Raw genomic sequence first — 25,403 nt, forward strand, 5'->3', positions numbered from 1 at the left:
TTTCTTTTTACAGCAACACGATGAACGTCACCGAATACTACGAAAAAGAACTGCAGACGCGCGGCTATCAATCCGACCCGGCGCAGCGCGCGGCGGTCGACCGCCTGCAGCGGTGCTATGAAGAGTGGGTCGCATACAAGTCGCGCCGCTCGAACGCGCTCAGGAAGCTGATCATTCACCCCGATCTGCCGCGCGGCGTGTACATGTGGGGCGGCGTGGGCCGCGGCAAGAGCTTCCTGATGGACAGCTTCTACATGATCGTGCCGTTGCATCGCAAAACCCGTCTGCACTTCCACGAGTTCATGCGCGAAGTGCATCGTGAACTCGAAGAACTCAAAGGCCAGGCCGATCCGCTCGACGAACTCGCGCGCCGCATCGCGAAGCGCTATCGGCTGATCTGTTTCGACGAATTCCACGTGTCGGATATCGCCGACGCGATGATCCTGTATCGCCTGCTCGACAAGCTGTTCGAGAACGGCGTGCAGTTCGTGATGACGTCAAACTACGCGCCCGACACGCTGTACCCGGACGGCCTGCATCGCGACCGCATGCTGCCCGCGATCGAGCTGATCAAGCAGAAGCTCGACGTGATCAACGTCGACGCGGGGATCGATTATCGCCAGCGCACGCTCGCGCAGGTGGAGGTCTATCACACGCCACTGGACGCCGCCGCCGGCAAGGCGCTGCGCGACGCCTTTGCGCGCCTCGCCGCGGTGCCCGACGAAAGCCCGCTGCTGCATATCGAGAAGCGCGAGCTGAAGGCGCTGCGCCGCGCGGACGGCGTGGTCTGGTTCGACTTCGCGACGCTGTGCGGGGGCCCGCGCTCGCAGAACGACTACCTCGAACTCGCGACCCGCTTTCACGCGGTGATCCTGTCGGACGTGCCGCAGATGTCGGTGCGCATGGCGTCGGAAGCGCGCCGCTTCACGTGGCTCATCGACGTGTTCTACGATCACAAGGTCAAGCTGTTGATGTCGGCTGCGGTGCCGCCGGAGCAGTTGTACGTCGACGGTCCGATGGCTAATGAATTCACGCGTACGGTGTCGCGCATCGTCGAGATGCAGTCGAAGGAGTATCTCGACACGCCGCGCCGGATCGTCGACACGTCCCTAACCTGAGCTACCGCGCACGACACATTTTCAGGAATCGGAGTGGTCTGATATTCCGCGCACGGATGACTGGCTATCTTTTGTCGTTGTTCTGACAAAGGAGGAAGCATGAACCCGTATCGCGAAATCACCGATGAAGAATGGCAGCGCGTTGCGCCACTGCTGCCCGAACTCCGGCCGCGTACCGAAATGCGTGGTCGTCCACTTGCCAATACCCGCTCGGTGCTCAACGGCGTGCTTTGGGTCATGTATAGCGGTGCCACCTGGTCCGCAATGCCGCGCCGCTACCCGTCATATCAGACCTGTCATCGCCGCTTCAAGTCGTGGTACGAATCGGGCGTGCTCAAGCACGTCACGGAGCTACTGCTCGGCACCGCGAGCGAAGATTTCTGCAGATTGATGGAAGCGCGTATGCGCACGCACGCGAGCGTGCAGCACAAGCGCGCCGCGTCCAAGCGCGTGCCCGCGGCGTTTCGTGTTCCGGCCGCCGGATACAATCCGGTACCGGCCACGTCGGTGCCGGCGTCGCCGGTCGCTTACGCTGCACCGCTCAAGCAGGCAGCATGACCATCGCAAACAGCTTGCCCCAATGAAAACGGCCGCGCGATTCTTGATCGCCGGCCGTTTTTTATGTTGCACTTCCTGATGCGGAGCGCGCATCGTTGCAGCATCATGCGCATATTCAGGCGACGTGCCAGGCGCCACGCATGCGCCGCACGTCGACCCTCATTGCTGCCGTATCCACGTTTGCGAGCGGCCAAGCAGCGCGACCCCAATGTAGCCACGCACCACGAGCTTGTTGCCGCCGTCCTCGAGATGCATCTTGCATTTGTAGACCTTGCCGTTTTCAGGATCGAGAATCTGGCCGTGATCCCACTCGTCGCCATCCTTCTTCATGCTGTTGATGATGGTCATGCCGAGGACCGGTTGATCCTTGCGCGCGTCGGTGCATTCGGTGCAACGGCGATCCGGCTGGTCGTTCGCGCCGAGACCCTTGATAACCTTTCCGTTCAGTTCGCCATTGCTGTCTTGTGTGATCTGCACGAGCGCCTTCGGCTGGCCCGTGTGATCGTCGATGGTTTGCCACGTGCCGATCGGTGTATCGGTCTGCGCCATCGCGGTCACGGCGCTGGCGAGCAAGGCGCCGGCGAGCGCGGCGTGACGGGCGGTGCGCAGCGCAAGCGCGCCGGCACGTCGAGTGAATTGCGTCATTGCCTTCCTCGTTGATATGAGACAGCGCGATCATGGTCGCGCGGCGTTATGGGCATCGTGGTCGGATGCGCGGTACCGGCCCTCCCGATGCGGAACGATGCCAGCGATGTGCCGTTTGCATCGTCAGCGCAGAATACGCGAAAGTGCATGCGTCGTTTGATAGTGGAGCTTCTAATCCGCTCGCGGCACTTCTGAAGCGTGTCAATTCAGCCGGTAGCAGAACCTCGCGTTGATGCGCGGACTGTGCGATGCGCTCTCCACCGGCGCATCACCGACCGCTTTTCCGACGGACACATCGAGGCTGTAGCAGTGCGCATCCGAAACGCCGAAGCCGAATACGATCGATGAAAACCGCAACCGCAACCGCAACCGCGACGGCGTGCCCGCGTGCAGATAGACGGGCGCTACGTCAAACGACACATACGGCGTGAACGAACGCAGATATGTGAAGCCGAGCGTGATCGGCCGGTTGACCTCGACCGTCGCGCCCCAGCCGGAATCACCCGACGCATCGCCCGGCTCATAGCATGTCCTTGCCGACGAGCGGTGTGAAGCGTTGCGCGACTTCGTCGAACGAAATCGACTTCCCGCCGTCGACCTGCACGGTCAGGTTCGGACCGCGGTGGGGCGCGTCGATCAGCGGCAGCGAATCGAACGGATCGTCGTCTACCGCCGCGCCGGTGAGGCGGGACTACGCTTGTGCCTGTTATAGAAGCAAACGCGCAAGTACCATATTTTCGACGAAGAGCCCGAAACCCGCGAAAGTGAGTAATAATTCCCCGTTTTCTACTAAAACAAAATCTGTTCAACAGGTATCACATGGACCGAAAGTCGAAGCTACGAGAGATTGCTCTGGCCGCATGCATCGTATTGGGGGCCCTTCAGGGCGCGAATGCACAGGCTCTGCAGAACAGTGGTGCGAGCGGTACGGTCGTGTCCCAGCCGGGTACGACGAGTGCGTTGCCCGACACCTCGCAGGCTGGCCAGGCGGAAACCACTGCACTGACGCCGGATGAAAACCGGCAATCCGCCACCGGGAACGTGGCTGAATTGCAGCAGATGATCCACGGCCCGGATCTGAGCGAATTGCGCACCACGTATAACGGCAGCTATGGCGCGAGCCTGCTGTTCTACGGCAAGGAGATGACCTACTACGTCGCGCTGTTCCAGCAGAAAAACTTCTGGCGCGTGATCAAGTCGCAGGACGCCGCCCGCGCCGAGCTGATCTACAAGGATTTCGCGCGGCAGACGATGCAACTGTCGGACATCGAGATCCGCCGTACGCAACTCGAAGCGCAGAAGGCGTTCACGCAGCGCATGGTCGCGCTGTCGCAGGATCGCGCGAGCCGGCTGCAGGCCGACCTCGACGTCGCGCGTCAGCAGCAAAGCATCGTCGCGAGCCAGCAGGAGCAGAAGCGCGCCGAGGCAACCGAACTGGCGCAGCAGAAAGCCGCCGCGCAGGATCAGTTGCGCGTCGCGCAGCGCCAGGTGCGCGACCTGCAGCGTCAGCTCAATAGCGGCTTGCCGGTGCATTGAGCGCGACGGTGTGAGCCTGGGTGGAGTGGCGGGACGGCGTGGAAATCGGTGCGCCGTCCGGCTCGTCCGCGGGCGTTACCGTTGTTATGTTTGATCGGTGCTTTCCGCACCCCGCCAGCCCGTGCATCGCACTTTTACCGCCGGGCTTTTCGGCATTTGCACTCGGCATTTTTCGCGAGCCCTGACGGCTCGTTGCCGTGTCGTTGTGCGCCGCCGTCGTACGACACGAGACGGCGCGACTTCAATGCCGCTTGCGCGTATCCGCTTGCGTTTTGCGCATCCGTTCGCGAGGCGGCTGCGTCACGTCGACGGCGATCGGATCGCTGGCGGGAAAGCTTTCCATCAGCGCTTCGTCGAGCCGCGTATCGGCGGACGTCGGGGGCGTCCGGCGCGTGCGCGCCGGTCGGGAGGCATGCTGGTTTTTGCTGGTCATGGCGCGCTCCATCGGTAGAGGGTCGATCATTCAGCATAGCGCATCGCGGCTATCGGCGAACGACCGCCGGATGGCGCAGGCGCGTCGTTTAAAACCGGCCGGCATCGATTCGTTCTCCGAGTGTCCCGGCCGCGCTCGAGCCGCGCTTGAGCCGCGCTTGAGCCGCGAACGTCACCTCCATCGATCCATCACACAGCGAACCAGATGAACGGGAAAAAGCCGGCGAGCACGCGACGAGTGCTTGCAGCCCACGTCGTGGAAGCCGAACTGGAACACCTGGATTGGGCGACGCGGCAACCGGCGCTGCACCTATTCGACGCTGGCTACTGGCGGCGCCGCGTGCTGGCGGTCAAGGGGAGATTCGAGCTGACCGAGCGTCAGCTGACCCAACTGGAGAAAATTCTGCGGCGCCTCGGTTCGTCCGCGGAGTAGCGAGGCGCGGCCGCTACAGCTTCTTCGTATTTATTCCTGATTGCCGCCGGGGCTGCCGCCGCCGTGGTTGCCGCCATGATTGCCGCTTTCGCCGCCGGTGCCGAACAGACGCCGCCGCCGCGTGACGACCACCGGACCTTCGGAGTTGCCGCTGCGCTCGCTCGGTGCGCGTTCCGCCGACGGCGTGCCGTACGATTCACGCCCTTCGCGCGGCTCGCGATGTTCGCGCGAACCATGGGGACCGCGCGCGCCATGTTCGCCATGCGACGTTCGGCCCGTGCGCGGCGCCGGCCGCGTGCCGGTGTCGAGCTGGATCGTGGAGATCGCGCGCTTGTAGATGCCTTGCAGGCCAACCGGCGTGCGCAGCATCACCAGGTACTGATCGAACGACTCGATGCATCCGGTCAGGCGGATGCCGTTGACCAGATAGATCTCGACGCGCTTTCGTTCCTTGCGCGCAGCGTTCATGAAGTCGTTTTGCGGATGCGATTCTGCGGAAGCCATGGACAATTCAGGTTAGATAGACGGTGGTTCGCCGCGATTTTACCCTTTCTACCCTATGCGGGGGCAGAACGCGTCGACGGGGCGAACTTTGTCCACTATAACGACTTGTGAGCACATAAGCATCCGATAACGCGGGACTGTAACGTTGAGTTACGAATCTGCTGGTCAATGTCGTCTTCTTCCGGTCTCTCCAGGCATTGCCGGCATGGTTGGCGGAAAAGGAAGAACATAGGGGCATGTTGCGCGACCACGGCGGCGGCGTCGAAGCACCGCGAAAAAGCCCGGAGAAACGGCGCAGCGAAACAGCGCCACGACGGCGATGGAATAAACCACGCGATCGCGGCGTTAAGTCCAGTATGGCAGTAGCGCATTCCGCGGCTGCCGCCCGCCGCGCCGGTCGGTCGATCGCGTGCCGGGCATCTGCCAGGAGGCTCACCATGAAAGCATCCCGTATTCTGTCAGCGCTCTTCGTCCTGCTCGCGCTCGCGTGCGGCTCCCTCGCGCACGCGGCCGATACCGACAACGCCGCGTCGGGTTCGAGCAACAACAGCAACAGCAGCGGCGGCGGCTACTAACGCCGCGACCGAGCCTGGCACGCCGGGTGACATTCGAAGCGGAAGTGATCGCGTGGCTGCCCCAACTGCGCCGCTATGCGCGCGCACTGACGGGCGACCGCGCCTGGGCCGACGACCTCGTGCAGGATACGGCGGAGCGCGCGCTTGCGCGCTGGTCGGCATTCCGGCCGAACAGCAACCTGCGCGCGTGGCTGCTGACGATCCTGCGGCATCTGTACATCGACCAGCTGCGCGGGCGCCGCGAGATCGCCGTCGACGACGAAAGCGCGCCGTGGCGCAATCTCGAGGCGCCGCACGGCGAGGTCGACGGTCTGGTGCTGCGCGACGTGCAGCGCGCGCTGTACTGCCTGCCACTCGAGCAGCGTGAGGTGCTGCTGCTGGTGTGCGTCGAGGAACTGACGTACCAGGAGGCATCGAGCGCGCTGGGGGTGCCGATCGGTACGGTGATGTCGCGGCTGTCGCGCGCGCGCGAGCATATGCGCGCGTTGCTGTGCGAGCAGCCGCCAGGGCCGATGCACGGACCGCAGCCCCGTGCGCCGCGGGCGGCGCATAAAGTCGCGCCGCTGAAAGTGGTGAGAAACCGACAATGAACAACGATGACTCCGATTCCGGCTTGCATGACGAGCTCGATCTGCGCGCGCTGTCGGCCTATGTCGATGGCGAATTGCCGGAAGAGCAGCGCGCCGCGATCGAAACGCAGCTTCGCCAGCATCCGCAGGCCACCGCGCGCGTGGCCGCGTGGCGCGCGCAGAAGGCGGCGCTGCGGGCGCTGTGCGGCGCGCCGGACAGCGATGCGCGGCAAGCGCAAGCAGGGCAGCGGGCCGACGATCGGCAGCAAGCCGCTGAAGCCGGCGAGCGAAGCTATGCAGGCAGCCAGCCCACGGAGGCGGAGGAGCCGGCTTTTATTGTCGTGCGTCGGACGCGGCCGTGGTGGCAGCGCGCGGGTCTCGCCGCCTGCTGGCTCGCGGCCGGTGCCGGGCTCGCGCTGGCCCTCGGTCCGCTCGCGCCGCGGCTGACCGGCGGCGCGTGGAGCGGCTTCGGCGGACAGCCGGCCGGTTTTGCGCAGCGCGCGGATATCGCGTACGCGGTGTACTCGCCGGAGCGGCGTCATCCGGTCGAAGTCGCCGCGAGCGAAGAGGAGCATCTGATCACCTGGCTGTCGAAGCGGCTGAATCGTCCGCTCTCGGTGCCGTCGCTGCAGGAGTATGGTTATTCGCTGGTGGGCGGCCGGCTGTTGCCCGGCGAGGCCGGGCCGGCTGCGCAGTTCATGTACGAGAACCAGGCCGGCGCGCGCCTGACGCTGTACGTGACCGGCGTCACCCGCGGCGAAACCGCGTTCCGCCTGTTTCGCGACGGCAACCGCCGCACCTTTTACTGGATCAGCGACGGCATGGGCTACGCGCTGTCTGGCGCGATCGCGGAAGGCAAGCTGCGCGAGATCGCGGTCGACGTGTGCAGCGCGCTCGGTGGTAAGCCTGAGACGTGGCAGCAGTAGCGTGCGGTAGCGTGTCGTCAAGGCCGTCAGCGGCGACGCACGCATAGCTGCCCGCGCGACTGCACCCGCGGGTTACCCGACCGACAAGGAGACGCCTTGCCCCAGACGCTGCCGCCCAACCTGTCCGCCGCGCAGTTCGACCGGGCGCTCGCCGGCTGGCGCGCGATCGTCGGTGAAGCGCACGTGCTGCGTTCCGACGCCGGCCTCGCCCCCTATGTCGATCCGTTCGCTCCTGGTGAGCCGGGCGCGTTTGTCGCGAGCGCCGCGCTGCTGCCCGCGTCGGTCGATGAAATCCGCGCGGTGCTGCGCATCGCCAATCAGTACCGGATTCCGCTGTGGACCGTCTCGACCGGGCGCAACTTCGCGTACGGCGGCGCGGCGCCGCGTCTCAGCGGCTCGGTCGTGCTCGACTTGCAGCGCATGAACCGCATCCTCGAAGTCGACGAAACGCTCGCCTATGCGCTGGTCGAACCGGGCGTCAGCTATTTCGATCTGTACGCGCATCTGCGCGACAAGGGCTACAAGCTGTGGGTCGATCCACCGGCTGCCGGCTGGGGCAGCGTGGTCGGCAACACGCTGGAGCGCGGCTTCGGCTATACCGACTACGGCGATCACGCGGCGGCCCAATGCGGGATGGAGGTCGTGCTCGCCAACGGCGACGTGCTGCGCACCGGCATGGGCGGCGTCGAGATCGGCACTGCGTGGCAGCTGTATCAGCCGGGCTACGGGCCGTCGTTCGATGCGATGTTCATGCAGTCGAACTACGGCATCGTAACGAAGCTCGGCGTGTGGTTGATGCCCGCGCCGCCCGCGTATCTGCTCGGAGAAATCCAGTTTCGTCGCGAGGCCGATCTGGAGGAGATCGTCGAGATTCTGCGGCCGTTGCGGCTCGACGGCACGATCCGCAATCACGCGGTGATCGAGGGTGGATTGCGGCGCGCGGCGAGCCTGTCGCCACGCCGGCAGTGGTACGACGGCGCGGGCGCGATGCCCGGGAGCGCGGTGCAGGCGATGCTCGACAAACTCGGCGTCGGGCGCTGGAACCTGCATTTCGCGCTGTACGGCACGCCTGAGTTGATCGACGCGCGCTACGCGCTGATCGAGCGCGCGTTCGCGCGGGTGCCAGAGGCGCGGCTCACGGCGGCGCGCTATGCGGGCGATGCTCAGCCGACTGGCGGCGGCGATCGCAACATGGCCGGCATTCCCGCGATGACCGCGTTTCGCATGCTCGACTGGCGCGGCGGCGCGGGCGCGCACGTCGACTTCGCGCCGATCTGTCCGGCGACCGGGCGCGACGCGATGCGCCAGTACACGATGGTGAAAGCGCGCGCCGCCGAATACGGCTTCGACTACTACGGTGGCTTTACCGCGGGCGCGCGGCATCTGCATCATATTTTCGCGGCGATTTTCGATCGCGACGACGCGAACCAGGTGGAGCAGGCCGGCGCGCTGCTGCGCTCGCTGATGAGCGACGCGCGCGCGGCCGGCTACGGCGAATATCGCGCGCATCTCGCGTACATGGATTTCGCGGCCGCGCAATACAGCTTCAACGACGGTGCGTCGCTGCGCTTCGCCGAAACGCTGAAGGATGCGCTCGACCCGAACGGCATTCTCGCGCCGGGCAAGCAGGGCATCTGGCCGGCGGCGTGGCGCGACCGGCGGGGGTACACGTGAACGACGCGTGCGGACACGCACGGCAGACCGAAGCGCAAACAGAACGGAACGTACACGCCAATGGATCGACGCACTTTCATGCTCACCGGTGCATGCCTCGCGACGGCCGCGGGCGGCGCATGGCCGTGGCTCGCGCAAGCCGCCGCGTGCGCTGACGATGCGCGCGCGTTCGCGATCGTCGACTCGACGCTCGAATGCGGCGCGTCGTTCGCACGCTATGCCGCGCATCTTCGCTTGCCGACCTTCGAAACCGGCGACGATGCGGGCGCGCTCTGGTTCACCACACTTGCGCCACTGCTCGACGATGGGCGGACCCCGCACGCGATGCCCGCGCTGATCGGCTTCACGCGCCCGTCCGATTACTTCGTCCTGCAACACCTCGCGCTTCGCACGGGACGCTTCGTCGAGCATCGTCACGAAGCGCGCGAGGGGCTGGATGCGCAACCCGCCCACGTGGCCTTCGCGCTGACGCCACGCAGCGCGCGCTAAAACTTATAGTCCTTGTTCTTCGGATCGAAGGTCGAATCGTCGAATGTCCTCGGCGTGATGCTCTCGAACACGATCTGCTCGAAAATCTTGCCGTCATTGTCGTAAGACTGGACGCTGCGAAAGAACGGATGACGCAGATCGAGCCCGAGCGTTTCCTTTTTCGCGTAGAACTGTGGCTGGCCGACCGGTGTTTCGAACGTGAACGCGACGACGCGCACACCGTCGATGGTCTTCACTTCGATCTGCACCGAACGCGGCAAGCCGGCCTCGGTGTATTTTTTTCCTTCACTCAGGTATTGACCGGCAACGTACTCGGTGCCGAGATCGCGCACGCTGTGATTCGATTGCGAGCGTGCGAGCGCGCCGGTCAGCGACGTCCACAACGGCATCACGTTCATGATGCCGCCGAGGTGGCCGTAGGTTTCGTCGCTACGTTTCGATTCGTCGTAGATGATTTCCTGGCCCGCGTGCGCGCCGTCGGGCAGCCACTTCGCGTAGATGCGCAGCGGGTCGTGCGCGACGCGCACCAGCATGTGATCGGGCTTGTCGGGCCATATGCCGCGAATGCGCTCGGAGCGCGACATCGTGAACTCGTACGACGGGTAGTCGTTCGGCCCTTCCTTGATATAGCGCGGCAGCGTCAGCGGATTGAGTGACTGGAACAGCGCGACCAGTTGCGCGTCGTCGAGCTTTTCGAGCGTGCCGCTTTGCTGCGCGGCGCGCAGCCATTTGACCTGCTGGTCGAGCGTCAGCTTGCCGACCTGCGCGGCCGGCGTGGTGGGCGGCTTGACGGCGCTCGCGGTGTTGAGCGGGGGCGGGCGGTCGTCGTTCTGCGCGAAGGCCGTCGGCACCGACAGCAGGCCGACCGCGACGAGCAGCGCACCCAGCAAGCGCTGTCGCCGGCGATGCGAACGGGCGGGCATGCGGTGCTTCATGAATTTCTCCAGAAAGTGACGCGGCCGCTCATGCAACATGCAAGGCAATAACGCGAAGCAACAAAGCAATAACGCTTTGAAGCAACGCTTATTCCCGTCAGGCAGACTTCTGTTTCGCGAGTTCCTCGTCGCGCAACGCACGGCGCAGAATTTTGCCGACGTTGGTTTGCGGCAGCTCGTCGCGGAATTCGACGAGCTTCGGCACCTTGTAGCCAGTCAGATTCTTGCGGCAGTACGCAATCACCTGCTCGGCGGTCAGTGTCGGCGTGCGCCGCACGATGAACACCTTCACGCGCTCGCCCTGCGCGGGGTCGGACACGCCGATCGCGGCGACTTCGCGCACGTCCGGATGCGCGGCGATCACGTCCTCGATTTCGTTCGGATATACGTTGAAGCCCGACACGAGGATCATGTCCTTCTTGCGATCGATCAGACGGATATAGCCGCGCGAGTCCATCACGCCGATGTCGCCGGTCGCGAGCCAGCCGTCGTCGTCGATCACCTTCGCGGTTTCGTCGGGGCGGTTCCAGTAGCCCTTCATGACCTGCGGGCCCTTCACGCACAGCTCGCCCGCCTCGCCGATATTGGCCCAGCTGCCGTCGTCTTTCCTGAAGCGCACCTGCGTGGACGGCGCGGGCAAGCCGATCGAGCCCTCGAAGTCGCGCAGATTGGTCAGATCGACCGGATTCATCGAGACGATCGGCGAGCACTCGGTGAGTCCGTAGCCCTCGATGATCGGCTTGCCCGTCACCGCCTTGAAGCGCTCGGCGACGGCTTTCTGCGTCGCCATGCCGCCCGCCATCGCGAGCTTCAGGTCCGAGAAGTCGCGCCGACAGAATTCCTCGTTGTCGAGGAACGCGTTATAGAGCGTGTTGACCGCGGTCATGCCGGTGAATTTTTCGTGACGGATGATCATCATCACGCGCTTCATGTCGCGCGGATTCGCGATCAGGATGTTGCGCCCGCCGAGCCCCATGAAGATCAGCGCATTCACGGTCAGCGAGTAGATGTGATAAAGCGGCAGCGGCGTGAGCATCGTTTCGCCCTCGCCGGACAGCTGCCCCGCGGCCCACGCCTTCGCCTGCAACAGATTGGCGAGGATGTTCCGGTGCGTGAGCATCGCGCCTTTCGCGACGCCGGTCGTGCCGCCCGTGTATTGCAGGAACGCGATGTCTTCGTGGGTCGCGCGCACCGGTGTGTGCGGCCGCGCATAACCGGCCGAAAGCGCTTTCAGGAGCGGCACCGCCTGCGGCAGCTTGTAAGGGGGCACCATTTTTTTCACGTGACGCAGCATGAAATTGAGCAGGTGTCCCTTCAGGTTCGCGCCGTCGGCGAGCAGATCGCCGAGCCCGGTCACGATCACGTTGCGCACCTTGGTGCCGGGCAATGCATCTTCGAGCGTCTTCGCGAAGTTCTCGAACACGACGATCGTCTGCGCGCCGCTGTCCTTTAGCTGGTGCGCGAGTTCGCGCACCGTGTAGAGCGGATTCACGTTGACGACCACGGCGCCCGCCTTGATCGTGCCGAACAGCGCGACCGGATACTGGAACGTGTTCGGCAGCATGATCGCGACGCGCTCGCCCGGCTCCACGCCGATGCTTTGCAGGTACGCCGCGAACGCGCTCGCCTTGCGGCCCAGTTCACCGTACGTCAGGTTCGCGCCGACGCTCACGTACGCGACGCGCTCGCGGAACAGCGCGGTGCATTCGTCGAAGAACTGGTCGATCGACTCGTATTGCGTGACGTCGATGTCGCGCGGCACGTCGTCCGGATAGGACGCGTACCAGATGCCGTCGGTGTTCGGAGCGGGGTGGGGCACCGGGTTTTGACGAGGCGTGCCGCCTGCGTCCGGCATGTGCAGCGGGGCTTGGGTGGGCTCGGTCATCGGTTGCCTCCTGAAAATGTTGGTATGCGCTGCCGCGCTAGCGTTCCAGAATCGCGACGACCCCCTGGCCGCCCGCCGCGCAGATCGAGATCAGCCCGCGTGCGCTGCCGGCCGGTTTGTCGAGTTGCGCCAGCATCTTCGCGAGCGCGGCGACGATACGTCCGCCCGTCGCCGCAAACGGATGGCCGGTCGCGAGCGAACCGCCGTTCACGTTGAGCCTGGTGCGGTCGATCGCACCAGGCGCGCCGGCGAGGCCAAGCTGCGTGCGGCAATATTCGTCATCCTGCCATGCCGCGAGCGTGCACAACACCTGGGCCGCGAACGCTTCGTGGATTTCGTAGAAATCGAAGTCCTGCAACGTGAGGCCGGCGCGCGCGAGCATGCGCGGCACCGCGTAGGCGGGCGCCATCAGAAGGCCTTCCTGCTTGTCGAAAAAGTCGACCGCCGCGGTTTCCGACCAGCTCAGATACGCGAGTACCGGCAAGCCACGCTCGACCGCCCACGCTTCGCTCGCGAGCAGTACCGCGGATGCGCCATCGGTCAGCGGCGTCGAGTTGCCGGCGGTCAGCGTGCCCGCGTCGCGGTCGAACACGGGTTTCAGGTTCGCAAGCCTTTCGAGCGACAGGTCGGCGCGCAGGTTGTTGTCGCGCGCGAGGCCTTTGTACGGCGTCATCAGATCGTTGACGAAGCCGCGCGCGTACGCATCGGCGAGCTTGCGATGGCTCTCGTACGCGAGCACGTCCTGCGCCTCGCGCGCGATGTTCCAGCGCTTGGCCATCAGCTCGCAATGCTCGCCCATCGACAGCCCCGTGCGGGGCTCGCCGTTGCGCGGCAACAGCGGCTTGAACAACATGCCGGGCCGCAGCCTGCTGAGCGCGGCGAGACGCTGACCGGTACTCTTGCCGCGATTCGCTTCGAGCAGGATCTTGCGCATGCGCTCGTTGACGCCGATCGGCGCGTCGGACGTGGTATCGACGCCGCCCGCGATGCCCGCGTCGATCTGCCCGAGCGCGATCTTGTTGGCGACGAGGATCGCGGCTTCGAGGCCGGTGCCGCAGGCCTGCTGCACGTCGTAGGCGGGCGTTTCCTTCGCGAGCGTGGTGGACAGCACGGACTCGCGCGTCAGGTTGAAGTCGCGCGAGTGCTTGATGACGGCGCCCGCCGCGACTTCGCCGAGACACACGCCGTGCAGGTCATAGCGATCGATCAGCCCTTGCAGCGTGAAGGTCAGCATGTCCTGATTCGATGCGCTCGCGTACGCGGTGTTCGAGCGGGCAAACGGAATCCGGTTGCCCCCGATGACGGCGACGCGGCGCACGGCAGGTTGCGGGTGGGACATGCTCGGCTCCTTTGTGTCGTTCCCAGATTATTGGTCGATGCGAACGGCGCGCTCGCGGTTCACAGCAGCCGCCACTGCATGCGCCCGCGCAAATGCGGCATTTCCCCGGCGATATCGCGCACCTCGAGATCGCGCTCGATCAGCGAAGGCGATGCGCTCCACAGCGACGCTTCGCCCGGCAGCAGCATCGGCACCTTGAACTCGGCGCTGAGCGTCGCTTCGGCGAGCGGCTTCGGCGGCTGCAGCGACGACGCCGCGCGCGCGAGCGTCCACATGCCATGCGCGATTGCGCGCGGAAAGCCGAACGCCTTCGCCGACAGCGCGCTGATGTGGATCGGGTTGTAGTCGCCGGACACGCTCGCGTAGTCGCGGCCCAGTTGCGGCGCGAGCTGCCAGCGCGCGATCCGTTGCAGCGCATCGGGGCCGAGCGTCAACGCTTCGAGCGGATGGCCGAGCGCCGGCACCGCGCGCTTCAGATAGACGCTGTCGCCGTCCCACACCGCCTCGCCGCGCCGATAGATGCGCGTATGCACGACGAACGCCTGACCTCTGTCGTGACGCAGCAGCGCGCCGAATTCGACCTCGATTCGCAGCAGGTCCTTGTAGGCGAGCGGGCGGCGCAGCCGCACGTGATTGGCCAGATGCACGAGACCGAGCGCGGGCCACGGAAACGCGGGGTCGGTCAGCATCAGCAGATGCAGTGGAAATGCGAGCAGGTGCGGGTAGGTCAGCGGCACGCCGTGCTCGGGAATGAAGCCGCACACGCGCGCATAGCGCCACACGGGGCCGGGCTCGAGCACGACGGCGGGGCGCACGAGCCGCAACGGCGGCAGCCGCGTGTCGCGGCCGCGCTTGACGATGCCCGTCAGCGCGCGCCCGTACAGCTTTGCCGGCGCGGGCAGCGTTTCGATGACGACGGTTTTCGGCCGCGCGCCGTCGCCCGGCGCGGGAGCGAGCTGACGGCTGCCGAACGGATCACGCGGTTCGTCCATACCCATGCTCCCGTTCAGGCGCCAATCAGGCTTTGACCGCACACGCGCACGACCTGGCCCGTCACGCCGGCCGAGCCCGGATGCGCGAGCCATGCGATGGTCTGCGCGACGTCGACGGGCTGGCCGCCCTGGCTCATCGAGTTCATGCGGCGGCCGGCCTCGCGGATCGCGAGCGGAATCTTCGCGGTCATCTGCGTTTCGATGAAGCCGGGCGCGACCGCGTTGATCGTGATGCCGCGCGCGCGCAGTGGCAGCGCCATGCTCTGCACCCGGCCGATCACGCCAGCCTTGGACGTGGCGTAGTTGGTCTGGCCGGGATTGCCCGCGATGCCGCTGATCGACGACACCGCGACGATGCGCCCGCCGTCGCGCAGGATGCCGCCCGCGAGCAGCGCGTCGTCGATGCGTTCCTGCGCGCTCAGGTTGATGTCGATTACGCTTTGCCAGGCGGCGTCGGTCATCTTCGCGATGGTCTTGTCCTTCGTGATGCCGGCGTTGTGCACGACGATGTCGACGCCGAGCTCGTCGAGCGCGGCGGCGATCTGCGCGGGCGCTTCGGGCGCGGCGATGTCGAACGCGAGCGGGCTGCCGTTCAGCCGCCGCATCGTCGCATCGAGCGCGTCGCGCGCGGACGGAATGTCGAGGCCGATCACATGCGCGCCCTCGGCCGCGAGCGCGCTCGCGATCGCCGCGCCGATGCCGCGTGCCGCGCCCGTGACCAGCGCGCGCCGGCCGGCGAGCGGCTGGCGCCAGTCGAACGCGGGCGCGTCGTGCGGCAGCGCGCAATGTGCCGCGATCCGCACCACCTGACCGGACACATAGGCCGAGCGCGGCGACAGGAAAAAGCGCAGCGTCGCCTCGATGGCGTTTTCAGCGCCTTCCTCCACGTACACGAGATTCGCGGTGATGCCGCGCCGCGCTTCCTTGCCGAGCGAGCGCACGAGCCCTTCGAGCGCGCGCTGGGCAGTCCACTGACGCGGGCTCGCGCAGGCCTCGGGCGGCCGGCCCAGCACGACGATGCGCCCACACTTGCCGAGCGAGCGCAGCGTGTCGTGGAAAAAGCCGTGCAGCGGTTCGAGCAGGCTGCTGTCGTCGATACCGCTCGCGTCGAACATCAACGCGGCAAGCTTGCCCGGCGCACCGGCTTCGGCCGGCTCGAAGCGGCCGGTCATCAGGCCGTGGCGATGGGCGAGCGGCACCCACAGCCCGGCGCTTTCGTGCGCGACGCTCGTCATGCCGATGGTGGCGATCAGACTCGCAAGCGCGTCGAACAGGCGCGGCTCGCGGCCCGCGCCGATCGCGATCAGTCCGTCGAACTCGGGCCGGTCCGCGCGATAGCGCCGCAGCACCTCGGGCTTCGGCAGCCCGAGCGAGCGCGCGAGACGGCCGCCGAACGGCGAGTTGACGAACTTCAGGTAGGAGTCATTCATGTTATCGGTTGCTCCGCTGGACGCGCTGCGGGCAGCCCCGTGATTTTCAGGGGCGCCGGACGTGTGTCAGTGTGCCTTGAGTTGCGTGACTCGGGTACGGTTTGCCGCGCCGGGTCGGTAGTTTTTTCTACGTGAGCGCGGGCATCAGGCCACCAGCTCCAGCGCCTTTTCGAGCGCCTGCTTGCGCTGTTGCAAGCTCGCGAGCAGGTCGAAGTCGGCCGGGAAATCGTCGACCTTGACGACCTGCGCGCCGTAGCGCGCGTAGTCGTCGAGCACGCGCCGTTCGTCCGCGTCGACGAGGCCCTGGCGTTGCGCCGCATCGGTCCATGCGGCGAACTGCGGCAGGCTTTGCGGCAGCGGTTCGAGCAGACCCTGCTTCACCGCCTCGCGCAGCTTCTGCTCGATTTGCGTGAACTGCGGATTGAGCGCGAACGCGAGCTCGCCATAGCCGAGCGCATCGACGTCGGGGTGCGGCACGTACGAGTCGGCGACGAGCCGCTCGCGCGCGGCGCCGGGCGTTTGCATCAGTTCGGCGATCTCGCTGCCGAGCCGGTCCGACGGCTCGCGATGCGGCAGGCCGAACGGGAATGCGAGCACACGCACGAGCGTCGCGGCGACCCGGTTCGGGTAGTTCGCGAGCACGCCGTCGAGCGCGTGCTGCGCCTTGTACAGCGCATCCTCGACGCCCCACCGCACGAGCGGCAGGTCGTCGCGCTGTCGGCCTTCGTCCTCGAAACGCTTCAGCGTCGCCGAGATCAGGAACAGCTGCGACAGCACGTCCCCGAGGCGTCCCGAGATGCGTTCGCGACGCTTCAGATCGCCGCCGAGCACGAACATCGACACGTCGGCGAGCAACGCGAACACGGCCGACAGACGTGTCGCCGCGCGATAGTACGCAAGGAGCGGTGCATACGCGCGGCGCGGCTTCGCGATCAGCGCGCCGCCGCTCAGCCCAAACACGGCGCTGCGCACCACGTTCGACACCGTGAAATTCACGTGACCGAAGAACGCCGCGTCGAACTCGCGCAAGGCTTTCGCGCGATCGGGCTCGCACGTCGCCGTCATTTCCTTCAACACGTACGGATGGCAGCGAATCGCGCCCTGGCCGAAGATGATCAGACAGCGCGTCAGAATGTTCGCGCCTTCGACGGTGATCGAGATCGGCATCTGCTGATACGCGCGCGCCAGAAAGTTCGACGGCCCCATGCAAATACCCTTGCCGGCGACGACGTCCATGCCGTCGTTGATGACCATGCGCGCGCGCTCGGTGATGTGATATTTGGCGATCGCCGAAATCACGGAGGGCTTTTCGCCGAGGTCGACCGCCTGCGCGGACAGGCGGCGCGCGGCGTCCATCACGTACAGGTTGCCGCCCATGCGGCCGAGCGCTTCCTGCACGCCCTCGAACTTGCCGACGGCGGTGCGGAACTGGCGCCGAATCGCGGCATATGCGCCGGTGCCGCGCACGGCAATCTTCGCCATCCCGACGTTCGACGACGGCAGCGAGATCGCGCGGCCCGCCGCCAGACACTCCATCAGCATGCGCCAGCCGTTGCCGACCTGGGCGCGTCCGCCGATCACCCAGTCAAGCGGAATGAACACGTCCTTGCCCGAGTTCGGGCCGTTCTGGAACACCGCGTTCAACGGCCAGTGACGCCGGCCGATGTCGACGCCAGGGTGGTCGGTCGGAATCAGCGCGCAGGTGATGCCGGGTTCGTCGTTCGCGCCGAGCAGATGGTCGGGGTCGAGCGCGCGGAACGCGAGGCCGAGTACGGTCGCAATCGGCCCGAGCGTGATGTAGCGCTTGTCCCACGTGACGCGAAAGCCGAGCGTCTCGCGGCCCTCGTGCAGGCCCTGGCAAGCGACGCCGACATCGGGAATCGCGGCGGCGTCGGACCCGGCATACGGGCTCGTCAGCGCGAAGCAGGGGATTTCCTCGCCGCGCGCGAGACGCGGCAGATAGTAGTTCTTCTGCGCGTCGGTGCCGTAGTGCATCAGCAACTCGGCCGGGCCGAGCGAGTTCGGCACCATCACCGACACGGCCGCGGCCGAGCAGCGCGTCGCGAGCTTCATGATCACCTGCGAATGCGCGTACGCGGAGAACTGTTTGCCGCCGTACTGCTTCGGAATGATCATGCCGAGAAAGCCGTGCTGCTTGATGAACTGCCACGTTGGCGGCGACAGGTCCTGCCAGACCATCGTGGTTTCCCAGTCGTTCGCGAGGTCGCACAGCTGCTCGCATTCGACGTCGAGGAACGCCTGCTCTTCGGCGCTGAGCATGGCCGGGCCATAGCCGAGCAGCGTGTCCCAATGCGGGCGGCCCGAGAACAGCTCGGCGTCCCACCAGACCGTGCCCGCCTCGATCGCGTCGCGCTCGGTCGGCGACATCTGCGGCAGGATCTTGCGGAACGTGTCGAGCACCGGTTTCGCGAGCCATGCGCGGCGCAGCGGTTTGATCGTCAGCACGAGGGCGGGGAGTACGAACACGATCGCGAGCAGTGTCGTCAGCAGCGGGCCGGCCGCGCCGCTCACGAGCGCTGCCACGACCCATACGATCAGCGCCGCAAGCCACCATGAGGCGCGGGCCTGAACGTAGACGAGAGCGAATGCGGCGATGACGAGCGCCAGGATGAACCACGGCATGACGTTTCCTCCTCTGTGGTGACGCAATCGCCGGGCCAGCTGCGAGTCGCGCTCTTGCGTCGGGCGTTACCGTGTCTTACCGATTCGACCGACGGGCACGGCGCAGGTGCGCAACGTAAATGTGCTGCTCGGGTAAGCGAGCTCGATCGGGTTCCATGTACGACGTGTGGTGGTTACGTCGAGTGATGACGCGATGACGCCGTGAGAAGTCGTCAGGCGGTGCCGTGCAGCCCATGCTGATAGCTTGCCGGCGCCGCTTCGATAGTGCCGCCGCGGCTTTTGCTGTCGAACGTGTCGCGTGCCACTGCACACGCGGCCTCCTCGCCGCTAGTGTGTTCTTGCGCACTGGCGAACGTGCCGTCCACGCCGCCGTCGGTCGCATCGCCGAGCACGGCGGCGAACGCGGCCAGTTGCGTGCCGTCCGGCAGCGGCGCCTTCAGCGCGGAGACCATCAGCGACGCAAGGCGCCCGATGAGCTGCAGATCGTTCATCGACTTGCCTTGCGAGAACTCGGCAATCAGGCTGTCGGTATCGGTGCCGGCGAGCACCCCCGACAGCGCGCCGATCGCGAAATGCAAGCGCCAGCCGAGCTCCTCGCGCGGCAGATGCGGCAGCGCGCGCTGGAACGCGTCGAAGAAGCGCATCGCCACCGCTTCGTAATGCGCGTTCAGAAAGTCGCGGATGAACGACGAGGGATCGGTGTAGGCGCGCCCGAGCAGGCGCAGAAACGCTTTGCCGCCGACCCGCGGATCGCGCGACAGACGCAGCGCCGGAATGAACATCGCGCCGAGCACGTGCTCGCAGGTCAGGCGCGCGCCGAGCATGACGTCGAAACGGTCGAGCAGCTTCAGGCGCTCCCGGTTCAGCTGATCGAGCCGGCGCGACAGCATCGAGTGAATCAGCGATTCCTTGCTGCCGAAGTGATAGTTGACCGCCGCGAGATTGACTTCGGCGCGCGAAGTGATCTGGCGCAGCGACATCGCCTCATAGCCGCATTCGATGAACAGCGTCTCCGCGGCGTCGAGAATGCGTGACTTCGTATCGCCGGCATGCCGGCCGGGTGTGCGAACTGTCATGTTGCCGTCTCCCAGTTGCCGGGGCTGCCGGCTCGCAAACACGCGATTCAAATCGATATTTGAAACGACCGTTTTTTTTAGGATAAGAAAGAAGGGTCGGTGCGATCAAGGGACGGGCTCGACGAACTCCTCTAGAAGACCTGTCGGGGAGCCATGCTGGCGAAGCGCGGCGCGTCATGCCGCGCGGAAAACAAAAAGGCGGTTCCGAACGAATCGGAACGGCCTTGTATTGTGTTGCGATGTAATCTGGCCTTGCGCTCGACGGCCGGGTTGACCCGGCTCCCACGCGTTGACGCGTATTGGCTAGCCGTCCAGTTCGAAAGCCTCAAGCTCTTAAGCTCGTCCTCCGACCGCGCCGCCCGTCGATTCCGCGCCGACGACTTCACGCGCGGACTGTGTCATGTCGATGCCGCGGCGCTCGCGGCTGAACGGAATCAGCGCGCAGATCACGAGCGCGACGATGCCGATCACGACCGCCATCACGAGCGCGTAGTCGTTGTTGTGCATTTCGGCGATTTTCGCTTGCAGCGGACCGTTGACCGACGCGATCAGATTGCCCAACTGATACACGAGACCGGGGAAGGTCGCGCGGATTTCATCGGGCGAAATTTCGTTCAGGTGCACCGGGATCACGCCCCAGGCGCCTTGCACCGAGATCTGCATCAGGAACGCGCCGAGCGCGAGCAGCATCGGCGTGGTCGAGAACGCCCACAGCGGCAGCACCGGCAACGCGATCAGCGCGGAGATGAAAATCGCGCGTTTGCGGCCGATCTTCTCCGACGCCCAGCCGAAGAACAGACCCCCGCAGATCGCGCCGATGTTCAGTGTGATCGTGATCCACGACACCGTGTGCGCGTCGAACTTGTGCTGTACGCGCAGGAAGGTCGGATACAGATCCTGCGAGCCGTGCGAGAAGAAGTTGAACGCGGTCATCAGGATGATCGCGTAGATCGACAGGCCGACATTCTTCTTGAGCGTCGCGACGAGGCCGGGCCGTACCTTCTTTTCGAGCGTCTTGAACGCGGGCGACTCCGGCACGTGCGCGCGAATGTACAGCACCAGCAGCGCGGGCAGCACGCCGACGAAGAACATGCCGCGCCAGCCGATGTATTGATAGAACACGCCGAACACGATCGACGCGAGCAGGTAGCCGCTCGGATAACCGGCCTGCAGCAGACCCGAGACGATGCCGCGCGACTTCGGCGGCACGGTTTCCATGGTCAGCGCGCCGCCGACACCCCATTCGCCGCCCATTGCGATACCGAACAGCGCGCGCAGCACGAGTAGCGTCATCAGGTTGGGTGACAGACCGGACAGCAGTTCGAGCAGCGAGAAGCACGCGATGTTGAGCATCAGCGTCGGACGGCGGCCGTATTTGTCGGCGAGCCAGCCGAAAATCAATGCGCCGAGCGGGCGCATCATCAAGGTCAGCATGATCGCGACCGCGACCGACGGAATGTCCGTATTGAATTCCTGCGCGATATCTTTCAATACGAAGACCATCAGAAAGAAATCGAATGCGTCGAGCGTCCAGCCCAGATAGGCGGCGATCGTGACGTTTCTCTGTTCCCGAGTCCAGCTCATTGATTGTTCTCCTGAGTCTCCACAAAACCGCGTTTGATCGCGGACGGCACCGTAGCCCTTGCGCCTTATGGCAAGCGCTTCCCGGCGAGTGTACGCCGAGCATTAAGCGTCTGCATGGTTGAAGCCGGTTTTCTCCGTGTTAATCCGGAGAGCAATTTTCGTGCTGAATTCGTAAAGCATGTTTAATGTCGGAAAAATGTAATTGCCGGTTCGATTCATGTTTGTATTTTGTAATGTTTATCGGGATTTCCCAGCGCCCATTTTTTATGAAGTTTATGGCAATGGCGTTTTGACGGGGCGGCCCGTGCCGGTCCGCGCGCCGCATCGAACCTTCATGTACAGTTATTTCGCCAACTGATCGACATATCGCTATGTCCTTGACGCCATCGCCTTCGTTGCTCGACGAGATGCTCGACGCTGTCGCGCGTCGCTATCGCCTGCCGGCGCTTGCGGCCGTCTGCGCGCCGACGCAGCAAGCGAGACCCGCCACCGTGCTCGCGCTCGCGATCGAGCAGGCTCGCGAGGCGAGCGCGCGTGGCGAAGCGCCGGATGCGGCGAACCAGCGCTTCTTCGTCGAGGCGCTCGCGCGCATGATTCGGGAGGCGATGCGCGAGGACGCCGGCGACCCAGTGTTTCAGGCGACGCTGCTACGGCATCGCAGCACGGTGGTGCGCGAGTACGCGTCGCTGGCCGCGCACGCCAGCGTCGATCGCCGGCTGATCTACGCGGCCGTCAATGCGATCGCACATCCGGCCAAACAGCAGCGGCTGCTACCCGGCCTGCAACGCGACGCGCTGGCGCGTCTGCACGCGCTGGCGTTCGCCGAAGCGTGGCCCGAGCTGGCCGAAGCCGTGCAAGCTTGCATCGATACGCCGCAAATCGCGCTCGACGCGGCGCTGCAACGCGGCCTCGCGCAATTGCTGGAGAGTGCTGCTTTGCAACGCTTGCGCCGTCTTTACGCGCTCGCCTCCGACGAGCGCGTGCGTCAGTACCAGACGCTGTGGGATCGCCAGGGGCCGCGCCCGGGAAGCTCGACTGCCGTGGCACGAGGCTTGAGTTCGAAGCAGCGCGGCGCCGCGGTCGAGGCATCGGCCGCGGATGCGCTCGACGCGCTCGCGCGGCGCCTCAATGACGCGCAGGGTGCGCTCGCCTCGTACCGTGTCGTGAACTCGATGCGCGTACCGGCCGCGATACCCGCGAGCCACGAGCGCGCGAAAACCGAATGGGACGTGGTGCTGCTGCGCCAGGCACAGCCCCCGGCCGACGCGGCGGCGTGGGACGTCTGCCTGCTTGTCGAAGCGAAGGCATCGGTCGATGCGGCCACCACCGATCTGCCGCGGCTCGTGCGTGGACTGACGCTGCTTGCGCATGCGGACCCGCACACCGTCTACCCGTTTCGGACGCAGCAGGGGACGGTGGGTTTGAGCGGCGCGTCGCTCGCCGCGCTGACGAGCGACGGGGCCGGTCTTCGCAGGACCGTGCTCTATTGCTGCGACGCACCCGTCGAAGCGGCGCCGCGCGTGCTGGGCCCTGCGAGCCGGATGCAACTGCTGTCGGCGCACGCCAGCCTCGATTTCGCGGCCGCACTGGCGGATGGCCGCGATGCCGATTGCGCGGTGCTGGAACCGGTGTGGCATCAGTTGCTCGAATCGCCGAGATGGCGGACGGCGCTCGACCAGTACGCGACGCTGCGCGAGGTCCGCGAATTGATGGTTCATCCGGACGACTTGCGGGCCGCCGTCGGCATCGCCGACGCAAGACGGTTGAGCGCGGCGCGCCAGGCCTGCTAGGTCTGCCTATGGCCAACGCAAGCGCTGTGCCGCAGTCGCGGCGCGATTGCATTGGAGGTGGCGCGCGCGTTGCTCGTAGAGATAGATCTTCGAGCAAAAAGGAGTGGTGATGGAAACGCCGTCGAAGCGACTGTCGGACACACAGGTGCAGGTTGCCAGCAAGATCTACGGATTTCGCTCGTCACAGGAGGCGGACCGTTTCGTGCAATGTCTGCGCGACGGCGACGCGAGCCGCTGCGTCGCGGACGTTCCGCCCGAGACAGCAACCGATGCCCCCGGAACCCGCACAGGGTCGGGCGCGGGCATGACGATCGGGCCGCCGCCGGGCGGGCTCGATAGCGACTAGTAACGCGTTTGCGCCGGGTCGCCGGCGCCGGCACGGTTCTAACGCCTCGGCGATCAGAAAGACAATCTCGACCCGGGCAATCGGTCGAACCCGCAATCACGACATTTGCGACATGCGCGTATTGCGACATGCGCGTATTGCGACGCGTGCGCGTGTTGCGACGCCCGCGTCAACGCACCGGCCCCCGCGACGCCGACAGAGGTCCGGAGCCGCCGCCCAGTGTCCGGTCGATCAGATAGCGGCCCTGTTCGATGCCGGCGCGCAACGCTTCCGCCTCGGTGAGCCATTCCGGCGTCACGGGCTCCACGTTGGCCAGATTGGCGGGTATCTCCAGCGGCTGGCCCTCGCGGGAAATCGACACGTCGGCGATCCAGGCGCCTCGCGAGTTCCGATGCGCGGTCACCGTGATCAGCGCGCCGCGGTGCGCGTCATGCATCGCGTGGTGGGAGCCGCGCTCGGCGCGCGCGGCCGGCATCGCGCGTCCGTCCGCGCTAGCCATATCGGAGCCGGTCTCGCCGATGCTTGCGCCGGCGGTGCGGTCAGTGTGATCGGTTGGGGGGAGCGGGGTCATGCTGTCCTCGGCGAGCGAATGATCTGCCTGATTCGAGCAAGCGCTGTGCCGACAGGGCGAACGCGTGGAGGCATCCGTCCAGAAACGGGCACGCGGCGTGCGATCGCTCAGCGCGGGCCCGGCTCTTGCGCTGCGTTCAACGCTGGCGTCGCTTCGCTCTGTCGGCCGAGAGGCGAAGTCTTTGCTGATGGCGGCCGGCGCAAATGAATCGTAAGGAGGACGGAATGTCGATCCATGCGAAGGTCACGAGGTGGCGCAACGTCGGGCGATTCTGCGTCGAACGTGTAACCGACTATAGCGAACTGCTCGCGCTGGAAGTCGAGGAGACGCGAAAGCGTCTGGTGCGCGAGTTGAGCGCACTCATGGCGTTGGCAGTCGCGGGCCTGTTCACGCTGTCCTTCATTTGCATCGCGATCATCGCCACCGCGTGGCAGACGCCTTACTTCCTTGCGGTGGTCTGGGGCGTGGCCGCCGCGTGGCTGCTCGTGTGCATCGTGTCCTTGCTCGTCTTGCGGGCGCAGAAACCGGCGCAATCGCTTCACGTGCTCAAGGCCGAGATTCACTCCGATCTCGACGCTCTCAGGGAGTCGCTCAAATGAGTCAGCCACATCACGCAAATGAGCTTGCCCGGGTCACCATTCTGGAACGCATGGAGGCATCGCGAGCCGCATTGGTCGCAGCGAACCAGACTGCCGCGTTGCCAGCGGTGCGGGCAGCCTCGCGCTCCTCCGCCGGCAATGTGCTCGCGTCGCTCGCCGAGGCGCCGCATGTTGCGCTGCTTCTCGCGCTGGTGATCGGCGGCATCGTGCTGGGGCCGCGCCGCACGCTGTCGATCGCGGGCCGTTCCGGTCTTGCGGCGTGGATCGCCCGCAATGTGCGGCGGTCGATCGCGAAGTGACGCCCTGAGCGAAAGCAGCGATCGGACCAGGCAAAGCAGAATCGCCTGGTTCTTGAACGCACGACGGTCGCTATCGTCACGTGTTGCCGCGATGCGCGGCAACGCGACTTTTCCTCGCTTCCTTTTCCAGCCCATCGATTCAGCGAACCGTGTGCAACCCTACCAGCCTGCTAGACTGGAAGTTCCCCTGCAAGCCATGGAGGGAGATATGACGACCGTCTACGTCGTAAAGACCGGCGAAAAGTTCCTCTGCACCGCAGAGGACGGCGATATCGGCATGGCACCGGAGATTAAGGAAGCCACGTCCTTTCGCTCGTATGAGGAAGCGAATAAAGTCGCGAACGAGCACGCCGACCCCGGATACGAAATCCTGACCATCGACGTTAACAAACGCTGACGAGGTGTTAGCTGTTCGCGCCCAGGCGCTCAGCGAAACAAGGCTGGCAATACAACAG

Annotated in this window: 26 protein-coding genes and 1 pseudogene; 14 read left to right on the forward strand and 13 right to left on the reverse strand. The window is 65.6% G+C overall.

Annotated features, from left to right (window positions below; genetic code table 11):
• Nucleotides 1-20 precede the first annotated feature (20 nt).
• Nucleotides 21-1,118: a cell division protein ZapE gene (gene zapE, locus OKW28_RS22685; RefSeq protein ID WP_429449112.1), complete on the forward strand. Its 1,098-nt coding sequence runs from the start codon at nucleotides 21-23 to the stop codon at nucleotides 1,116-1,118.
• A gap of 99 nt (nucleotides 1,119-1,217) precedes the next feature.
• Nucleotides 1,218-1,676, forward strand: a complete 459-nt coding sequence (locus OKW28_RS22690) for a transposase (RefSeq protein WP_429449113.1) — start codon at nucleotides 1,218-1,220, stop codon at nucleotides 1,674-1,676.
• A gap of 159 nt (nucleotides 1,677-1,835) precedes the next feature.
• Here the strand turns inward: OKW28_RS22690 and OKW28_RS22695 are convergent, their stop codons facing one another.
• Together OKW28_RS22695 and OKW28_RS22700 are read right to left on the reverse strand one after the other, a co-directional pair.
• Complete coding sequence (locus OKW28_RS22695; RefSeq protein ID WP_429449114.1) at nucleotides 1,836-2,321, reverse strand: DUF2147 domain-containing protein; 486 nt, start codon at nucleotides 2,319-2,321, stop codon at nucleotides 1,836-1,838.
• 201 nt (nucleotides 2,322-2,522) lie between these two features.
• Nucleotides 2,523-2,846: pseudogene (locus OKW28_RS22700) on the reverse strand (ShlB/FhaC/HecB family hemolysin secretion/activation protein); the annotation flags it as partial.
• 294 nt (nucleotides 2,847-3,140) lie between these two features.
• Here OKW28_RS22700 and OKW28_RS22705 point away from each other — a divergent pair.
• Nucleotides 3,141-3,857 (forward strand): DUF2968 domain-containing protein, encoded by a 717-nt coding sequence (locus tag OKW28_RS22705; protein WP_429449116.1) that lies wholly within the window; start codon nucleotides 3,141-3,143, stop codon nucleotides 3,855-3,857.
• A gap of 241 nt (nucleotides 3,858-4,098) precedes the next feature.
• On the opposite strand, the gene OKW28_RS22710 is transcribed toward OKW28_RS22705, so the two are convergent.
• Nucleotides 4,099-4,290 carry a hypothetical protein gene (locus tag OKW28_RS22710; protein WP_090805694.1) on the reverse strand — a complete coding sequence of 64 codons (192 nt, stop codon included), beginning with the start codon at nucleotides 4,288-4,290 and terminating at the stop codon, nucleotides 4,099-4,101.
• A 204-nt stretch (nucleotides 4,291-4,494) separates the two neighbouring features.
• Here OKW28_RS22710 and OKW28_RS22715 point away from each other — a divergent pair, with 204 nt between their 5' ends.
• The gene (locus OKW28_RS22715; protein ID WP_429449118.1) at nucleotides 4,495-4,722 is read left to right on the forward strand and encodes a hypothetical protein; all 228 of its coding nucleotides are present in this window, start codon (nucleotides 4,495-4,497) and stop codon (nucleotides 4,720-4,722) included.
• Between the two features lie 30 nt (nucleotides 4,723-4,752).
• Here the strand turns inward: OKW28_RS22715 and hfq are convergent, their stop codons facing one another.
• The gene (hfq, locus tag OKW28_RS22720; protein WP_184029873.1) at nucleotides 4,753-5,226 is read right to left on the reverse strand and encodes an RNA chaperone Hfq; all 474 of its coding nucleotides are present in this window, start codon (nucleotides 5,224-5,226) and stop codon (nucleotides 4,753-4,755) included.
• 437 nt (nucleotides 5,227-5,663) lie between these two features.
• Here hfq and OKW28_RS22725 point away from each other — a divergent pair, with 437 nt between their 5' ends.
• The 5 genes from OKW28_RS22725 (at nucleotide 5,664) to OKW28_RS22745 (ending at nucleotide 9,459) form a co-directional block, all read left to right on the forward strand.
• The gene (locus tag OKW28_RS22725) at nucleotides 5,664-5,801 is read left to right on the forward strand and encodes a hypothetical protein (protein WP_167368637.1); all 138 of its coding nucleotides are present in this window, start codon (nucleotides 5,664-5,666) and stop codon (nucleotides 5,799-5,801) included.
• A 26-nt stretch (nucleotides 5,802-5,827) separates the two neighbouring features.
• Nucleotides 5,828-6,391, forward strand: a complete 564-nt coding sequence (locus tag OKW28_RS22730) for an RNA polymerase sigma factor (protein ID WP_429449120.1) — start codon at nucleotides 5,828-5,830, stop codon at nucleotides 6,389-6,391.
• Nucleotides 6,388-7,296 carry an anti-sigma factor family protein gene (locus tag OKW28_RS22735; RefSeq protein ID WP_429449122.1) on the forward strand — a complete coding sequence of 303 codons (909 nt, stop codon included), beginning with the start codon at nucleotides 6,388-6,390 and terminating at the stop codon, nucleotides 7,294-7,296. The genes OKW28_RS22730 and OKW28_RS22735 overlap by 4 nt, the downstream gene beginning before the upstream one ends.
• 96 nt (nucleotides 7,297-7,392) lie before the next feature.
• A complete protein-coding gene (locus tag OKW28_RS22740) occupies nucleotides 7,393-8,970 on the forward strand; it encodes an FAD-binding oxidoreductase (protein WP_429449124.1) in 1,578 nt (525 codons plus the stop codon).
• Between the two features lie 60 nt (nucleotides 8,971-9,030).
• Nucleotides 9,031-9,459, forward strand: coding sequence for a hypothetical protein (locus OKW28_RS22745; protein ID WP_429449126.1), 429 nt, complete (start codon nucleotides 9,031-9,033; stop codon nucleotides 9,457-9,459).
• Here the strand turns inward: OKW28_RS22745 and OKW28_RS22750 are convergent.
• From OKW28_RS22750 to OKW28_RS22785, 8 genes are all read right to left on the reverse strand, one after another.
• A complete protein-coding gene (locus OKW28_RS22750; protein WP_429449127.1) occupies nucleotides 9,456-10,394 on the reverse strand; it encodes a DUF1571 domain-containing protein in 939 nt (312 codons plus the stop codon). The genes OKW28_RS22745 and OKW28_RS22750 overlap by 4 nt on opposite strands.
• A gap of 97 nt (nucleotides 10,395-10,491) precedes the next feature.
• Nucleotides 10,492-12,279: an AMP-binding protein gene (locus OKW28_RS22755; RefSeq protein WP_429449129.1), complete on the reverse strand. Its 1,788-nt coding sequence runs from the start codon at nucleotides 12,277-12,279 to the stop codon at nucleotides 10,492-10,494.
• A gap of 37 nt (nucleotides 12,280-12,316) precedes the next feature.
• Nucleotides 12,317-13,618, reverse strand: a complete 1,302-nt coding sequence (locus tag OKW28_RS22760; RefSeq protein WP_429449131.1) for an acetyl-CoA C-acetyltransferase — start codon at nucleotides 13,616-13,618, stop codon at nucleotides 12,317-12,319.
• Nucleotides 13,619-13,677: 59 nt separating this feature from the next.
• Entirely contained in the window at nucleotides 13,678-14,610 is a 933-nt protein-coding gene (locus OKW28_RS22765) for a MaoC/PaaZ C-terminal domain-containing protein (RefSeq protein WP_429449132.1), read from the reverse strand.
• A gap of 14 nt (nucleotides 14,611-14,624) precedes the next feature.
• Complete coding sequence (locus tag OKW28_RS22770; RefSeq protein WP_429449134.1) at nucleotides 14,625-16,040, reverse strand: 3-oxoacyl-ACP reductase; 1,416 nt, start codon at nucleotides 16,038-16,040, stop codon at nucleotides 14,625-14,627.
• Nucleotides 16,041-16,184: 144 nt separating this feature from the next.
• The gene (locus OKW28_RS22775) at nucleotides 16,185-18,683 is read right to left on the reverse strand and encodes an acyl-CoA dehydrogenase (RefSeq protein ID WP_429449136.1); all 2,499 of its coding nucleotides are present in this window, start codon (nucleotides 18,681-18,683) and stop codon (nucleotides 16,185-16,187) included.
• Between the two features lie 212 nt (nucleotides 18,684-18,895).
• On the reverse strand, nucleotides 18,896-19,759 hold the full coding sequence (locus tag OKW28_RS22780) for a TetR/AcrR family transcriptional regulator (protein WP_429449138.1): 864 nt from the start codon (nucleotides 19,757-19,759) through the stop codon (nucleotides 18,896-18,898).
• A 333-nt stretch (nucleotides 19,760-20,092) separates the two neighbouring features.
• On the reverse strand, nucleotides 20,093-21,343 hold the full coding sequence (locus tag OKW28_RS22785; protein ID WP_429449139.1) for an MFS transporter: 1,251 nt from the start codon (nucleotides 21,341-21,343) through the stop codon (nucleotides 20,093-20,095).
• A gap of 371 nt (nucleotides 21,344-21,714) precedes the next feature.
• On the opposite strand from OKW28_RS22785, the gene OKW28_RS22790 reads away from it, so the two are divergent.
• Together OKW28_RS22790 and OKW28_RS22795 are read left to right on the forward strand one after the other, a co-directional pair.
• On the forward strand, nucleotides 21,715-23,133 hold the full coding sequence (locus tag OKW28_RS22790; protein ID WP_429449141.1) for a 3-deoxy-D-arabino-heptulosonate 7-phosphate synthase: 1,419 nt from the start codon (nucleotides 21,715-21,717) through the stop codon (nucleotides 23,131-23,133).
• A 109-nt stretch (nucleotides 23,134-23,242) separates the two neighbouring features.
• A complete protein-coding gene (locus tag OKW28_RS22795) occupies nucleotides 23,243-23,479 on the forward strand; it encodes a hypothetical protein (protein ID WP_429449143.1) in 237 nt (78 codons plus the stop codon).
• Between the two features lie 169 nt (nucleotides 23,480-23,648).
• Here OKW28_RS22795 and OKW28_RS22800 read toward each other — a convergent pair whose 3' ends face one another.
• Nucleotides 23,649-24,050, reverse strand: coding sequence for a DUF6566 family protein (locus tag OKW28_RS22800; RefSeq protein ID WP_429449145.1), 402 nt, complete (start codon nucleotides 24,048-24,050; stop codon nucleotides 23,649-23,651).
• A 224-nt stretch (nucleotides 24,051-24,274) separates the two neighbouring features.
• Between OKW28_RS22800 and OKW28_RS22805 the strand changes: the two genes are divergently transcribed.
• The 3 genes from OKW28_RS22805 to OKW28_RS22815 all read left to right on the forward strand — a co-directional run bounded on the left by OKW28_RS22805 (nucleotide 24,275) and on the right by OKW28_RS22815 (nucleotide 25,345).
• On the forward strand, nucleotides 24,275-24,649 hold the full coding sequence (locus tag OKW28_RS22805; RefSeq protein WP_090804170.1) for a phage holin family protein: 375 nt from the start codon (nucleotides 24,275-24,277) through the stop codon (nucleotides 24,647-24,649).
• Nucleotides 24,646-24,948: a hypothetical protein gene (locus OKW28_RS22810; protein ID WP_429449147.1), complete on the forward strand. Its 303-nt coding sequence runs from the start codon at nucleotides 24,646-24,648 to the stop codon at nucleotides 24,946-24,948. The genes OKW28_RS22805 and OKW28_RS22810 overlap by 4 nt, the downstream gene beginning before the upstream one ends.
• 208 nt (nucleotides 24,949-25,156) lie before the next feature.
• Complete coding sequence (locus tag OKW28_RS22815; RefSeq protein WP_018418322.1) at nucleotides 25,157-25,345, forward strand: hypothetical protein; 189 nt, start codon at nucleotides 25,157-25,159, stop codon at nucleotides 25,343-25,345.
• Nucleotides 25,346-25,403: the final 58 nt, after the last annotated feature.

Origin of the sequence: Paraburkholderia sp. 40 (assembly GCF_050434105.1) — a bacterium.
GTDB classification, from domain to species: domain Bacteria; phylum Pseudomonadota; class Gammaproteobacteria; order Burkholderiales; family Burkholderiaceae; genus Paraburkholderia; species Paraburkholderia tuberum.